This window comes from Novosphingobium sp. KN65.2 (assembly GCF_001368935.1).
Taxonomy (GTDB): domain Bacteria; phylum Pseudomonadota; class Alphaproteobacteria; order Sphingomonadales; family Sphingomonadaceae; genus Novosphingobium; species Novosphingobium mathurense.
Map to the genome: position 1 here is coordinate 47,971 of NZ_CCBH010000149.1, position 14,167 is coordinate 62,137.

Below are 14,167 nucleotides of genomic sequence, written 5' to 3' on the forward strand. Positions count from 1 at the left end.
GGCTGTCGGAGAGGGTTGCATGACCATCGCCGTCATGCTTGCTCTGCCAGACCGGACGGTGGCAGGAAAGATCGGGAAGTTCAAAGTGTCAGTGTCGAAGACGGATGAAGTGCCCGCGCTCTTTCGCGAACCCGCGCGGGCGGAACGGATCGCGCTGCTGGCATCGAGCTACCATCGCCTGATCGGCAAGCCGTTGATCCCGCAGTGCGACGATATCGTTGCCGGCCTGTGGAATGCACGTTTCGCCCTCTTGGCGCACGGGACCGAACCGGATCCTGTCTTCTTTTTCGGCAATGCCTGCGCCATCGCCGTCTTTGAAAGTGATGTTGCCAGTTTTACCGCCATGCCTTCGCGCCTTTCTGCCGAGGCCCCGTTGCGCGAGGAGCGGCAGGCCCTGCTCGACCGGGTGAAGACGCAAGGCTTTATCGATGACTATGCCGGCGTGCGCATCACGGCGACAGGAAAGCGCTTTCGGATCGGTCCGGCGGTGGTCTGGAACCTGATCGATGCGCAAGGGTGCGTTCAGGGGCAAGCGGCGACATTCGTTCCATGAGCAAGGCAAATCCAAGCCTGGTCGGCGCAGTAATGGATCAGGTCCATGCGGCTTTGCTTGCGGTGGAGCATCGCCCGGTCGTTATCGGCCTGTGCGGGGCGCAAGGCAGCGGGAAGACCACGCTGGCCGAGGCCGTGATCGCGACCTGTACGGGAGAGGGACTGCGCTGTGCCGGGTTTTCCATCGATGACATCTATCTGACGCGGGGAGCGCGCGAAGAGCTTGCGCGCACCGTTCATCCGCTGCTTGCAACGCGGGGCGTCCCCGGGACGCATGACGTGACGCTCGGCCAAGAGGTCATGGATGCACTGGCGAGGGGCGAGGCTGCGGCATTGCCGCGATTCGACAAGGCGCAGGACGACCGGGCGGCAAGAGCCGATTGGCCGCGAGCGCCCGAAGGATGCGAGGTGCTGATATTCGAGGGCTGGTGCGTCGGCGCGGTCCCTCAGAGCGAAGCGGATCTGGCTGCGCCGGTGAACGCTCTGGAGGAACGCGAGGACGGAGACGGACGCTGGCGCCGTTATGTCAACGCTGCCTTGGCGGGCAGTTATGCGGCACTGTTCGCAAGGCTCGATCGCCTTGTCCTGCTCGCGGCCCCGGGGTTCGAGGTCGTGCACGGCTGGCGTCTGGAACAGGAGCGCGATCTGGCACGGAGTGCGGCGTCCGGAGCCGCAGTCATGGACGAAGCGGGGATCGCGCGGTTCATCAGCCACTACGAGCGGCTGACCCGCTACATCCTGCAGGAAATGCCGGCGCGCGCGGACTTGGTCATTCAGATGGACGAACAGCGTCATCCGATCTCCATCAGGACAAATCAGTCGGCCTGATGGCGGGCGATATCGCCGCGTCGGCGCTTGCGTCCTTCCAGTTCGCTTACAGAGGGAATGGTGCTGTCGATCACGTCGGCAAGAATTGCACCGCGCTGACCGGGCGGGCGGTCCGGTCCGATGGTCGTGTCGCGAAAGGTTTGCCGTTCGATTTCGGCATTGAGCAAGGCACCGACCAGCGCTCCATGTGCCGACAGGAACAGCCACATCAGGAATACGACGATGGCCGACAGCGATCCGTATGTCGCGTTATAGTCGCTGATGTACGCGACATAGAGCGAGAAGCCGAAGGACACCGCGATCCACAGAAGCGTGGCCAGCAGGGCGCCCGGTGTCAGCCAGCGCCACTTGGCCGGGCGCCGATCGGGTCCATAGCGCATGATCAGGGCAAAGCCGGCGCTGCCAAGGGCCACGGCGACCGACCAGGTCAGGGTCTTGAACAGCATCTGCGTGGATGCCCCGAGGTACACTTTCGTCTGGGTCTGCAGCCAGGCGAAGACGCCCCCGGCCAGTATTCCGGTCAGCGCGATCAGGACCGCGGCGAAAGTGAGCGAGGCGGCGCGCAGCATCGTGGTGAGGATGCCGCGCGTTTCATGCTCTTCGTTGATGATGTTGAGCGCGCTGATCATGCCGTTGGCCGCGCGCATGCCGCCGAAGATCGCGAAAAGCAGGGCGATGAACAGGGCCAGCCCGGTCACGCCCGAACTGGTCGAGACGATCTGCAGCAACTGCTGCTCGAGAACGTGCGCGACTTCCGGCGGGACCACCCGGGCAATGCGTTCCATCTGGCCCTGCACAGTCTCGACGTCGCCGATCAGCCCATAGATCATGACCGTCGCCGCGATCAGCGGCGTGAGGGCAAGGAAGGAATAGAAGGCCAGGCCCGCCGAGAGCAGGCCCAGTTCGTGAAACCCGCTCATGATCCAGACCCGCTTGAACACGCGTCCCCAGGCCGAGAGCGGCAGCCCCCAGGGGGAGTTTGCGTCAGCTCCGGGCTGCGTTGCAGGGGGCGTCGTGCTAGTTTCCATGATCTTGTCGAATCTTACGGGGAACTTTCCCTGTTGCAATGCGATAGGGAATTTCAGGAAAAGCCGTCCGATCCGGCTTCAAGAGGGGAAGATTCGTCGTAAAGTTCATGCCTTGGCTAATGGATCGCAATTCGCCTTGTTCCCGGCGGCTGCGCGATCGACGTTTCCTTTCCGCGCCGAGCCTTGGAACCCTCTCGGTGGCGCTGGTCATGGCGACGGGCGTCGCGCATGCACAGGCCGCACCGGGTGCAGGTCAGGCCCCTGCGCAACCTGCCGAAGCGCGCGCCTCCGAAGCCGATATCGATCTGGAAGCCGGAAAGGTTCCCGTTCCGGCGCCTCCTGCCGATGCCATCTTGCCCCAGCTCGATGCGGTGATCAGCAACGACGAGTTCAATTCCGCGATCCCCGAACTTGACGAGAGCGACGATCCGGAACTCGACAAGCCGCTGGAATCGATCGAGGCTTTCGAACGCCGTCTGGCTGCGGACGAAGCCGACGCCGAACCGAAGGAAGGACAGGAACCCCCGCTGGGCGACCCGGCCCTTGGCGATCGGGATCGGACCGAGGAAATCGGCGACGCGCCTGTGCGCGATGCCGAACTGGCCGCGCCGCTGCCGCCGCTTGACCAGTTCGAAGTGACGCCAGTCGAGTTCGAGCAGTCGGCCGAGGAGGACAGGCAGGACGTCGAGGTTGCCTACAAGGTCAGTATCGAGGGTCTCGAGGCGGCGGACGACCAGACAGCTGTCAATCTCAAGAGCCAGTTCAACGGTCTTTCCGCGCTCAGGAAGGGCGATGGCAAGGCAGCCAATATTGCGATGGTCTCGGCGCGACTGACCGAGGACAGTGAACTTCTGCAGGCCATTCTCGCGGCCGAGGGCTGGTATTCGGCCCGCGTACGCACGCGCATCGATCGCGGGGCGCAGGGCGACGGACAGCCGCTCCAGGCTGTCCTGACGGTTCGTCCGGGCAAGCGCTACGTCTTCTCCGACATCGTTATCAGGGCGGACCCGACCGTGCCGCCGAACCTGATCGAGGACAATGTCGCGCTCAAGCCGGGTGAGCCGATCGTGGCCGAACGCGTTCAGGGCTCAGAGGCCCAGATTGCCGTGGCCCTGCCCGAAAACGGCTATCCCTTCGCGGAAGTGGGAGAGCGTGACATCCTGCTCGACCGGCAGACTGGAGAAGGCGTTTATACACTTCCCGTCGATATCGGGCCGCGGGGGCGCTTCGGGGGGATCACGACCGACGGCGACCAGGCCTTCGATGCCGATCACATCCAGGTCCTAGGACGCTTCAAGCGCGGGGATCTCTACGACAGTCGCAAGGTCGACGATTTGCGCAAGGCGCTGGTCGCGACAAGCCTGTTTTCGACCGTTTCGGTAGAGCCGAAGAAGACCGGCGAGGCTTCCCCGGACGGCACAGAGTACGTTGACCTCTATGTGAAGCAGGATGCGGGCCCACCGCGCACCATCGCCGGCTCGCTCGGTTTCGCGGCGGGCGAGGGCATAACTGCCAAGGCGAGTTGGACCCACCGCAATTTCTTCCCGCCGGAAGGTGCACTGATCGCCAACGCCATCGCGGGTACGCGCCAGCAAGGCGTTGGCGTCACCTTCCGCCGTTCCAATGCTGGCAAGCGCGACCGCACACTCGAAATCGTCGCGGAAGCCTTCCACAACAACTATGATGCATACAGCGCCTATACAGGCCGTCTCGCCGCCAAGATCGGCCGCGATTCCACGCCGATCTGGCAGAAGAAATACACCTACGCCTTCGGCGTCGAACTTCTCGCCACGGCGGAGACCGATTTCGACTACGCGACCGGCGATCGTTCCCGCCGCACCTTCTACATCGCCGGGGTCAATGGACAGGTCGGTTTCGACCAGACCGACAGCCTCCTCGATCCGACCAAAGGTTATCGCCTGACCGCATTGGTCCAGCCCGAGACGACCGTGAACAAGGGCTTCAACCCTTACGTTCGTGCGCGCCTCGATGCGTCGGCCTATTACCCGATTTCGGACCAGTTGGTCCTTGCCGGGCGCATGCGTCTCGGTACCATTCAGGGTGTCGGTCTTTTTGACATTGCACCTTCGCGGCGCCTCTATGCAGGCGGCGGCGGTTCGGTACGCGGCTTTGCGTACCAGAAGCTGGGTGAACTGGCGCCGGACGGAGATCCGGTCGGCGGGCGCAGCCTGAATGAGGCATCTGCCGAACTGCGCTACCGTTTCGGCAATTACGGCATTGTCGGTTTCGTCGATGCCGGGCAGGCTTATCGCGAGACAATGCCCCAGTTCTCCGACTTGCGGTACGGCGTCGGTATCGGCGGCCGCTTCTATACGAACTTCGGTCCGCTCCGCCTCGACGTCGCCACGCCGCTGGCGCGCCGTTCCGGAGAAGCACGGATCAACATTTACGTTTCGATCGGGCAGGCATTCTGATGGCGGAGAACGAAGACATTCCCGCCGGGACGTCCGAGCCGAAGCCGGAAGAAACCGTCGTGATCGAACGGCCTTCGTTGCTGCAGCGTGCCAAGGTGCGCGCGCTCAAGACCGTTGCGCTCATCGGCATCGGCATCGTCGCTCTTGCGGTCCTCGTCATATTCGGCATCGACACCGGGCCGGGACGGCGCTTCGTGGCCGACCAGATCGCGGCTCTCCAATTCGAGAACGGGATGAAGATCTCGGTCGGGCGGATCGAGGGATCGCTCTACGGCAAGATGACCCTGCACGACCTGTCGGTGCGCGATCCCGAAGGCGAATTTCTGTTTTCTCCCGAAATCCACGTGGACTGGAGTCCCTTCGACTATTTCAGCAATCACGTGAATGTGCGCAGCGCGACGGCGGAGCGTATGATCCTGCGCCGGGCGCCGCATTTCCGGGAAACGCCGCCCAGCGATGCGCCGCTCCTGCCGGATCTCGATATCGACGTCGGCGCGATGCGGGTGGACAATTTCGTCTTCGAGCCGGCGGTATCGGGCGAGCGGCGGATCATGTCGTTTGCCGGCAAGGTGCACATCGCCGACGGCCGCGCGCAAGTGGACGCAAAGGGCGGGACGATCGCCATCGCCGGGAAGGAAGGGGGCGACCGCTTTAATCTGATGCTCGATGCCGTTCCTCGGCAGAACCGGCTGGGTATCGACCTCGATCTTGACGCGCCGACGGGAGGCGTGATCGCCTCTCTCGGTGGTCTGACGCAGCCGCTGACACTCAAGGTCAACGGCAAGGGCACATGGTCCGCCTGGAACGGCAAGCTCGCCGCGAACTATGGTGCGGGCGATCTGGCCCGGCTGGACCTGACGGCGCGCGACGGAACTTTCGCGATCAAGGGGCCGACCCGCTTTGCGCGAATGTTCAGCGGGCCGACAGCAAACCTGCTCGGTCCGGTCACCAAAATCGACGTGACCGCGGCGCTGGCTGACAGGCGCGCGACCGTGACGGGCATGATTTCCAGCGATGCCTTCAATCTTGTGCCAAACGGCCTCGTCGATCTGTCCGACAACAGTTTCGAGGGCTTCAAGCTGGCTTTCGTGCTGCTCAAGCCTTCCGCGCTGGCCGAGAACCTGAGCGGTGCAGGCTTGCGCGCCATCCTGACGCTGGACGGGGCATTTACGACCCCCAAGGTGGGCTATCGGATCAGCGCGAACCGGCTGGTGATGAACGACATGGGGCTGCAGGGCTTGCTTGCCGAGGGCGCCGCGCGAGTGGACGCCGGCAAGATCATGATCCCGGTTTCAGCGCGGGTCGAGCGGATCACCGGCCTCGATACGGTGGCCGGCGGGACATTGCCCAATGTTCGCCTCAACGGCGATCTCGCCATCGACGGGCCGCGCATTCTGTCCGACAACATGCGCCTGCGGTCCGACCGCATCGACGCCGGGCTGATCCTCGTCGCCGACGTCAGCGAGGGGCTCTATACCGGCGCCATCGACGGCAAGATCGACAACTACCGCCTCGCCAGTGTCGGCATCTTCAACATCCGCACCAACATGGACCTCAAGGGCAAGGGGAACGGCTTTGCGCTCGAAGGCACGGTGCGGGCGCAGTCGACCCGTCTGCTGAACGACAGCCTGGAAAGCTATCTCGGCGGTAACTTCGCAGCCTCTTCCCGCGTAAACTACGGCACCGATGGCGTGGTGCGTTTCTCGAACCTGCAGATGACCGCACCGGACCTGAAGGTTCGCGGCGGTCGCGGCTTCTGGTCGCCCGACGGGCGCATTTCCCTCGTCGCCGACGGTACCTCGGATCGTTATGGCATGATCGGCGTTCGCGTGGCGGGATCGATTGCCGATCCCGACGCCCACATCACTGCGGACAGGCCCGATTTCGGCATCGGTCTGGCCAAGCTCGACGCGCGGGTGACCGGGGCAAAGGGCGGCTACAATCTCGCCCTGACCGGTGACACCGACTACGGCCCGCTCAAGGCCGATGTCACCCTCGGCATGGGGCAGGCCATGTCCCTGCAGATCAACGACGCCAATCTTTCGGGCGTCGCGTTCGCGGGCAAGCTCGGCCAGACGCGCACCGGCCCGTTTGCCGGTGAACTGACCGCTTCCGGCAACGGCGTGAACGGGGTGCTCACCCTATCGGCCGAGGAGAAGTACCAGGCCATAGACTTCAACCTGCGCGCGCAGGATTCGACCTTCGCCGGTCCTGCGAACCTGACGATCCGTTCTGCCGTCATCGACGGGCGCGCGGTGCTTTACGACAAGCCCAGTCTGGTGGCCGATGCGCAGATATCCGGGACGCGCCTGGGCACGCTCCGGATTGCCGTGGCCCGTGCGCTGATCGATTACCGCAACGGCCGGGGCAAGGCGAAGGCCATGCTCGAAGGCTACAGCGGGGTACCCTTCAAGCTGGCGCTGAACGGAGACCTGCAACCCGAGGTCTGGCGCATCGCGCTCGACGGCAAGGTGCGCGGCCAGAGTGTGAAGACGACCGCACCGGCGCGGATACTGCCCCGGGAAGACGGATACGAACTGCTGCCTACCAAGCTGGCCTTCGGCGGCGGTTCGGCAAGGATCGCGGGTACCTTTGGCACCGGCATGAAACTGCAGAGCCGCCTCGAGAACATCGACATGGCCATGCTTAACGCCTTCCTGCCCGGATATGGCTTCGGTGGCTCGGCAAGCGGCAGCCTCGATTTTGCGCAGGCCGATCCCGGTGCGTTTCCCCGCGCCGATGCACGCCTGACGCTCAACAACTTCACCCGCACCAGTTCGGACATCGTCAGCCAGCCCGTCGACATCAACTTCGTCGGCAAGCTTCTGGCCGATGGCGGCGAGGCGAGGGCGGTGTTCCGGCGCAGCGGCTCCGTCATCGGCCGCATGGTCGCCAGCCTGCGCCCCCTGCCGCCCGGTAGTGGTCCGTGGACCGAGCGCTTGCTCGATGCGCCGCTGGGAGGTGGTATCCGCTACAACGGCCCGGCCGAGACCCTGTTCTCGTTCGCGGGGATGTCGGGACAGACCCTCAGCGGTCCGATGGGGCTGGCTGCCGACTTCTCGTGCAAGCTCTCCGAGCCGTGCCTGAATGGCATCGTTCGCGGCAAGGACCTCGTCTACGAGAACCAGACGTACGGCACGCGGCTATCCAAGCTCAATTTTGCAGGCAAGTTCGACGGGAGCCGGATGGAACTGCAGTCGCTCACCGCGAAGGCGGGCGGAGGGACCCTGAGCGCCAACGGCTATGCCAGCCTGGCCGCCGATCAGGGCTATCCGATGGACATTTCGGTTGAGCTCGATCAGGCGCGTCTGGCCCGCAGCAATTCGATCTACGCCAGCGCCACGGGCTCCTTGCGCCTGAGCAAGCAGGACGGTGAGGATGCACTGCTTTCCGGCGACCTGCGCCTTCCCGAAACACGCTACCAGATCGTGCGCGAAGGATCGGCCGAAGTGCCGCGGCTGACCGGCGTGCGCTTCAAGCCGCGGCGCGGCCCGGAACGCATCACTGGCGACGAGCCCGCCGAGCCGATCTCATCCATGTTCTCAAGCCTGCGTCTCGACTTGCGCATGCGGGCACCCGAAAAGCTCTACGTTTCGGGCATGGGGCTCGAATCCGAATGGAAGGCGAACTTCACCGTCGGCGGCACGAGCGCTGCGCCGACGATGGCCGGTGACGTGCAACTGATCCGCGGTACCCTCGGTTTCGCCGGGCGTTCGTTCGAACTGACGGACGGCCTGATCTCTTTCAACGGTGGCAGGACCATCGATCCTGCCGTGGCGATCAAGGCGCAGGAATCGATCGACGATGTCGATGTGACCGTGGAAGTCGGGGGCAGGGCCTACAGCCCGGAAATCACCTTCAGCTCGACGCCGAGCCTGCCGCAGGACGAAGTGCTCTCGCGAATCCTGTTCGGCAGTTCGATCGCCAACCTGTCGGCGATCCAGGCGGTGCAACTCGCCTCTTCGCTCAACTCCCTCAACTCCACCGGCGGCGGGCTCAATCCGCTCGGTCGGCTGCGCTCGGCCACCGGCATCGATCGCCTGCGCATCCTCGGTGCCGACGAGGCATCGGGACGTGGCACGGCACTGGCTGCGGGGCAGTACCTGACCGACGACGTCTACGTCGAACTGATCACCGATGCGCGCGGCTTCACCGCCACGCAGCTCGAGGTCAGCGTGACCAAGTGGCTGTCGGTGCTGAGCCAGGCGGGCGGTTCGGGCGCGAACAGCGTCAATCTGCGCATCAAGAAGAACTACTGATGCACAGGAACGCCATTCTGGGGCTTGCTCTCCTGTTCCTGGCCGCATGTCACAGCGAACCGGATTTCGATGAACGCTACGATGCGGCCAGCCAGAAAATTCGTGACAAGGCGGCGGACATCGACGCACGGATTTCCGGCACGGGAACCCCTGAGGCTGAGGTCGCTCAGGAAGACCAAGGTTCGACCTGAACACGCCGGGCCCCATCGCAACCGAAGCTTTACCTCTCAAGCGTAAGCCTCATCGCCTGTTCAGGGCGTAAATAGGGGCTCGGATGAAAGAGATCGCCGATTGCGACCGCCTCAACAGGCGGTTGACCGTTCTGCTGCACGGGCGTTGCCGCCAGTCGAGTTGGCAGGTCTTCGACGTGGAACTGGGCGACATTTCCGAAGGCGGTTGCTGCGTGATCGGTAATGCGGACCGCTTTACGCAAGGCCAGCATGTCTCGCTGCGCTTCGCCAACTTGCGCAATGTCGAAGGCTCCGTGCGCTGGCTGCGCGAAGACCGCATCGGCGTGGAGTTCCGCAAGCCGATCAAGGGCCGCGTGATCGAAGAGCTGGCCAGCAGTTATGGTCTGCCGGAGGGGAGGATCTCGACGGTTGCCGAAAGGCCGGAAGATTCTATCGGCTGCTGCATGGTTCGCCCGAGTACAACGCAGCGGGCCTGACGGAACTTGCGTGATTGTGCGTGATTGCTGATCCGGCCAGTGATCGGGTGGCGGTCGGTCTTGCAGCCGCCACAGCAGGCGGTGGCCCGCCGTGTCGGGGCGACGCATGCGTCGGAAGCGCGAATTTTTGCCCACAGATCGGCCAGCGCTGCGATAGGCCCGCCCAGGGCAGCCGCCTGGCATCGCTTTAATATTGTCCTTGCACCTTTGCGATGGCGGTGAATGGCCGTCCGGAAAGACCATTTCCCGATTTTCTTTTCCCGACCGCGGTTTCGAGGATAGTCCATGATATTTCAGGCTTGAAAGTTTATGCGTACTCGTAGATATTTCATGCTTGAAGGTTCGGACTCGCTATCGGGTCCGACAGGCATTGCGCGAGTAAGCGTGAAAACGGCTTGCCGGGCGTAAAAGAGGGGGAGGGGGCATGAACCCGTTCCTGAAGCTCTTTGCCTGCGCTGTGAATGACATGGTGTGCTCGCTTCAGGCCGGGCTGATGCCAAAAGAGCGTTGAGGAGACGGGGATGAACGCAAACGATAACGCTTCACTGGCGAAGGAGCTACGTGATCGACTCGACTACTTCGAGGAAGCGTTTGCCTCCGGCGACATGAAGGCTCTTGCCGATACGTTTTATACCGAGGATGCCGTTGTTGAGGGGCGTGGCATGTCGCCCCAGGTCGGCAGGCGCGCTATAGCTGAGGCGTTTGAGGGAGCGAGGTCGGCCGGGCTGTCGCGGATCAAGGTCGATTCAAGCGAGCCTCCGCGGATGAGCGGCGACCTGGCTTACCAGTTCATCACGAATGACAATGACTTTGCCGGACAGACCGAGGTGCACCGTGCCCTGATCGTGTGGCGCCGTACTGGCGATGGATGGATGTGTGAAGTCGACTTCTTCACGCCGGTGCAGTGATCGGCATGGGTTTAAGAGTCAGTCCATTGCCGTCTGATGACATTCTGCCTTCCAGGGTCGACGTCGTCATAATCGGCGGCGGTATTGTCGGTGTCACGACGGCGTATTTCCTGGCCAAGCGCGGCGTGTCGGTCGCGGTCTGCGAGAAGGGCGAGATCGGCGCGGAACAGTCCAGCCGCAACTGGGGCTGGGTGCGCAAGCAGGGGGGCGATCCGGCCGAACTTCCCCTGACTCTGGAAAGTGTTCGTCTGTGGCAGGGGATGAACGAAGAAATCGGCTTCGAGACCGGCTTTCGAACCTGCGGAAGCATCTCGCTGGCGTCCAGTAAGGCTGACATCGCCGCCTGCGAGAGATGGATCGACTCGGCTCGCGGGTTCCTTCCCGAACTCGGGACGAAGTTCCTGTCAAAGCGTGAGCTGCAGGGATTGCTTCCTGGCGCGCCCGACAATTTCGAGGGTGGCCTTTACACGGCTACCGACGGGCGTGCCGAGCCTGTGCTTGCGGCGCCCGCAATCGCGCGTGCCGCACGAGCGCGGGGGGCGGCGATCCTGACGAACTGTGCCGTTCGCGGCTTCGAGACGAAGGCAGGCCGGATCGCGGAAGTCGTGACGGAGAAGGGCGTGGTAGCCTGCGAATCCGTCGTTCTGGCTGGCGGGATCTGGTGCCGCGCGTTCTGTGCGAACATGGGCATCCGGCTGCCGCAGCTCAAGTTGCGGACTTCGGTGATGCGCACCCATCCGATCGACGGCGCCCCTGAAACCGCGGCGCTGGCACCCGGCTATTCATTCCGTCGCTGCCTTGACGGCGGGTATACGCTGGGAACCGGCTTCATGAACTACGTCGATGTCGTGCCGGACAGTTTTCGGTTCCTGCCGGAGTTCTGGCCGACGCTTCGTCACGAATGGAGTACGTTCCGCCTGCGGTTCGGCGGCCGGTTCGTCGAAGAACTGCGTACGCCGTCCCGATGGAAACTAGACCAGTCCAGTCCCTTCGAACGAACCCGCATCATGGACCCGAAACCGGTCGCCGGCGATCTGAGCAATGTCATCAAGACTCTTGCCGCCGATTTTCCGGTTTTCGCTGAGGCGAAGGTCGCGGAAACATGGGCGGGCCTCATCGACGTTTCGCCCGATGCAATGCCGTTCCTCACCTCGGTTCCGGATGTTCCGGGCTTCTTCGTGGCGACCGGGTTCTCAGGTCATGGCTTCGGTAACGGGCCGGGGGCAGGCCACCTGATGGCCGATCTTGTCACCGGAAATACGCCCATCGTTGATCCCCGACCGTTCCGGTTTACGCGATTCACCGATGGACCTCGCCCCGAGTATCGGGCGCGAATTTGACCGGTGAACCGGAAAGAAGCGTACGTCGCATGGGCCTTCTTGTTGCCGGTAGTCGGTCATTCCATGAATTCGGGCTTGTAGCGTGCCTGCAGGCCAAGGAAGAATTGCTGCCGGCAACTGAACTGCGACGTGAATTTGAGCGTGTTACAAGGTTTGCCATGCGTCGGCATGCCGTCACACTGACAAGGGAGTGAAGCAGGGTGAAATCTGACCCGACAGCCGGAACATCGAGAAGCGCTCAATTCACCCGCAAAAGCGAGAATGCTGGCGCCGTGTCTGCTGCTTCGTCTGAAACGCAGCTGGCCTCCGGCATCCTGGGCACAGCCGATATCGTCTTTACGGTCATAGCGGTGGCGGCTCCGCTTGCAGTCGTGGTCGGCCTCATGCCGCTGGCCATTGCACTGGGCAACGGGCCAGGGGTCCCGGGGGCCTGGGCCATCGCGATGATTGCGATGATTCTCTTCGCGCTCGGGTATGTGCGGATCATTCCGCATGTCAGAAATGCCGGCGCCTTCTACGCCTATATTGCCGCGAGCCTTGGCAAGGGAGCCGGTCTTGCGGCAGCCTATGTCGCGGCCTTGTGCTATTTTTCACTGGCCGTTTCGACGCTGGCAGCTTTTGCGTTCTTCTTTGGCGATGCCCTCAGTCAGGGGCTCGGGATTGACGTTCCCTGGCCCTATTGGGGCACGGCCGGTGCATTGCTGGTTGGTGTTCTGGCTTATCATCGGCTTACACTTGCCGCCAAGATTCTGGGTGTGGCGCTTGTCGCCGAGGTGATGCTGCTGGGCGCGCTCGTGATCGGTATTGCCTTCAATCGCGGAATCAGTGCCTTCAGTCTCAATGACTTCGCTCCTTCCACCGTCTTCGTGCCGGGGCTTGGCATTTCCCTGATCTATGCCTTCAACAGCCTGATCGGTATCGAGGGCACCGCCATCTATCAGGAAGAGGCAAAGAACGCGTCCGTGACGGTCCCGCGCGCAACGTTCATTTCGATCATAGTCGTCGGTCTGTTCTATATTGCTGTCGGTTGGAGCATGGCCGCGGCCGTGGGCAGCGACATGGTCGCGCAGGTCTCCGCGAAAGATCCTGGCCATTTCGTGCTCAACCTCGCCCGGATCAATTTGGGGCCGATGGGTAACCATGCATTTTCCCTGTTGGTGCTGACCAGTGCGATGGCCGCGGTGCTGGGGCTTTTCAACAACACCGCGCGGTACGTTTTCGCATTGGCGCGGGACGGCATGTTGCCCTCGGTGTTGGCCCGGACGCATCCACACTATTCCTCGCCGCATGTAGCCGCGATGGTGCTGACCGGGGTGCTTGTCCTTGTCGTCATCCTTGGCGGGGCTACCGGTCTCGATCCGCTTCTCAACGTGTCGACATCGTTGGTGGGTCTCGGATCGGTGGGGCTGATGTCGTTGCTCGCTTTGACTTCGCTCGCCATCCCGATCTATTTCGCGCGGCGCAGGACCTTTGGCTGGGCCTACACTGTGGCGCCGACCCTGGGCGGCATCATCATCATGAGTGCAACCGTCCTCGCTGTTTCCAACTACGAGGTGCTTACCGGAATCCATTCCCGGCTCATCAACAGCCTGCCCTGGGTACTCGTCGCGGTGGCATTGGCGGGATTCACGCAGGCGCAATGGCTCAGGAAGTATCGTCCGAAGATCTACGCAGCAATCGGGGCGTCGCGGTTGGAGGATCTCTGACCCGGTTAGATCGTGCAACTGCGTGCGCCCGGCCTTGCAGGGTTGACGGGCCGTGCACATGGGGCGCGAGGAGCTGACACCGTTGCTGGAAGTCGATGGGCCTTGCCCCCGGTTTTCTGGCAGCGGTGTCGCCGGGCTCGCTCTCACAGGGAGCAGAGCCCAGCTGTGGTTCTTCAGGAGCCGCACCTTGATGTCATACCAGTGGTCGCGGAGGCGTTCAGGAGCCGAGGGGGGCGTGCGTTCCCGCTCTGCGCCCGGTTGACCTTGCGATCCTGAGTTCCGCGCATGCAGACGACGTCAAGGACGGCGTTGCCGCCGTTTGCGCCTCGCATCGAGGGTCAGATTTCGCGCTATGCCATGGGAAGAAGTGGTGGACGCACTAGGGCTCGAACCTAGGACCCGCTGATTAAGAGTCAGCTGCTCTACCAACTGAGCTATGCGTCC

General features: G+C 63.1%; 10 protein-coding genes and 1 tRNA gene. 9 read left to right on the forward strand and 2 right to left on the reverse strand.

Features of this window, described 5'->3' with window-relative positions; all coding sequences use genetic code 11:
* The first annotated feature begins 19 nt into the window (after nt 1–19).
* Complete coding sequence (locus tag SPHV1_RS11740) at nt 20–553, forward strand: MEKHLA domain-containing protein (protein ID WP_231634644.1); 534 nt, start codon at nt 20–22, stop codon at nt 551–553.
* Nucleotides 550–1,380 carry a kinase gene (locus tag SPHV1_RS11745; protein ID WP_082430971.1) on the forward strand — a complete coding sequence of 277 codons (831 nt, stop codon included), beginning with the start codon at nt 550–552 and terminating at the stop codon, nt 1,378–1,380. The genes SPHV1_RS11740 and SPHV1_RS11745 overlap by 4 nt, the downstream gene beginning before the upstream one ends.
* Here SPHV1_RS11745 and SPHV1_RS11750 read toward each other — a convergent pair.
* The gene (locus tag SPHV1_RS11750) at nt 1,368–2,408 is read right to left on the reverse strand and encodes a YihY/virulence factor BrkB family protein (protein ID WP_054946242.1); all 1,041 of its coding nucleotides are present in this window, start codon (nt 2,406–2,408) and stop codon (nt 1,368–1,370) included. The two genes, SPHV1_RS11745 and SPHV1_RS11750, sit on opposite strands and share 13 nt — an antisense overlap.
* 209 nt (nt 2,409–2,617) lie before the next feature.
* On the opposite strand from SPHV1_RS11750, the gene SPHV1_RS11755 reads away from it, so the two are divergent.
* The 7 genes from SPHV1_RS11755 to SPHV1_RS11785 all read left to right on the forward strand — a co-directional run bounded on the left by SPHV1_RS11755 (nt 2,618) and on the right by SPHV1_RS11785 (nt 13,723).
* A complete protein-coding gene (locus SPHV1_RS11755) occupies nt 2,618–4,843 on the forward strand; it encodes a BamA/TamA family outer membrane protein (protein WP_082430973.1) in 2,226 nt (741 codons plus the stop codon).
* Nucleotides 4,843–9,102, forward strand: a complete 4,260-nt coding sequence (locus SPHV1_RS11760; protein WP_054946229.1) for a translocation/assembly module TamB domain-containing protein — start codon at nt 4,843–4,845, stop codon at nt 9,100–9,102. The genes SPHV1_RS11755 and SPHV1_RS11760 overlap by 1 nt, the downstream gene beginning before the upstream one ends.
* A complete protein-coding gene (locus SPHV1_RS11765; RefSeq protein ID WP_054946230.1) occupies nt 9,102–9,293 on the forward strand; it encodes a hypothetical protein in 192 nt (63 codons plus the stop codon). The genes SPHV1_RS11760 and SPHV1_RS11765 overlap by 1 nt, the downstream gene beginning before the upstream one ends.
* Nucleotides 9,294–9,376: 83 nt before the next feature.
* Nucleotides 9,377–9,769, forward strand: a complete 393-nt coding sequence (locus SPHV1_RS11770; RefSeq protein WP_231634645.1) for a PilZ domain-containing protein — start codon at nt 9,377–9,379, stop codon at nt 9,767–9,769.
* A 521-nt stretch (nt 9,770–10,290) separates the two neighbouring features.
* A complete protein-coding gene (locus SPHV1_RS11775; protein WP_054946231.1) occupies nt 10,291–10,677 on the forward strand; it encodes a DUF4440 domain-containing protein in 387 nt (128 codons plus the stop codon).
* A 26-nt stretch (nt 10,678–10,703) separates the two neighbouring features.
* The gene (locus tag SPHV1_RS11780) at nt 10,704–12,017 is read left to right on the forward strand and encodes an FAD-binding oxidoreductase (RefSeq protein WP_197277709.1); all 1,314 of its coding nucleotides are present in this window, start codon (nt 10,704–10,706) and stop codon (nt 12,015–12,017) included.
* Nucleotides 12,018–12,289: 272 nt separating this feature from the next.
* A complete protein-coding gene (locus SPHV1_RS11785; RefSeq protein WP_054946232.1) occupies nt 12,290–13,723 on the forward strand; it encodes an APC family permease in 1,434 nt (477 codons plus the stop codon).
* Between the two features lie 368 nt (nt 13,724–14,091).
* Here the strand turns inward: SPHV1_RS11785 and SPHV1_RS11790 are convergent.
* Nucleotides 14,092–14,167: transfer RNA gene (locus SPHV1_RS11790), tRNA-Lys, on the reverse strand.

What these genes read in the sequence shown, in the direction of transcription:
- SPHV1_RS11740 (WP_231634644.1), top strand. Translation starts at nt 20, where the DNA reads ATGACCATCGCCGTCATGCTTGCTCTGCCAGACCGGACGGTGGCAGGA.
- SPHV1_RS11745 (WP_082430971.1), top strand. Translation starts at nt 550, where the DNA reads ATGAGCAAGGCAAATCCAAGCCTGGTCGGCGCAGTAATGGATCAGGTC.
- SPHV1_RS11750 (WP_054946242.1), bottom strand. Translation starts at nt 2,408, where the DNA reads ATGGAAACTAGCACGACGCCCCCTGCAACGCAGCCCGGAGCTGACGCA.
- SPHV1_RS11755 (WP_082430973.1), top strand. Translation starts at nt 2,618, where the DNA reads ATGGCGACGGGCGTCGCGCATGCACAGGCCGCACCGGGTGCAGGTCAG.
- SPHV1_RS11760 (WP_054946229.1), top strand. Translation starts at nt 4,843, where the DNA reads ATGGCGGAGAACGAAGACATTCCCGCCGGGACGTCCGAGCCGAAGCCG.
- SPHV1_RS11765 (WP_054946230.1), top strand. Translation starts at nt 9,102, where the DNA reads ATGCACAGGAACGCCATTCTGGGGCTTGCTCTCCTGTTCCTGGCCGCA.
- SPHV1_RS11770 (WP_231634645.1), top strand. Translation starts at nt 9,377, where the DNA reads ATGAAAGAGATCGCCGATTGCGACCGCCTCAACAGGCGGTTGACCGTT.
- SPHV1_RS11775 (WP_054946231.1), top strand. Translation starts at nt 10,291, where the DNA reads ATGAACGCAAACGATAACGCTTCACTGGCGAAGGAGCTACGTGATCGA.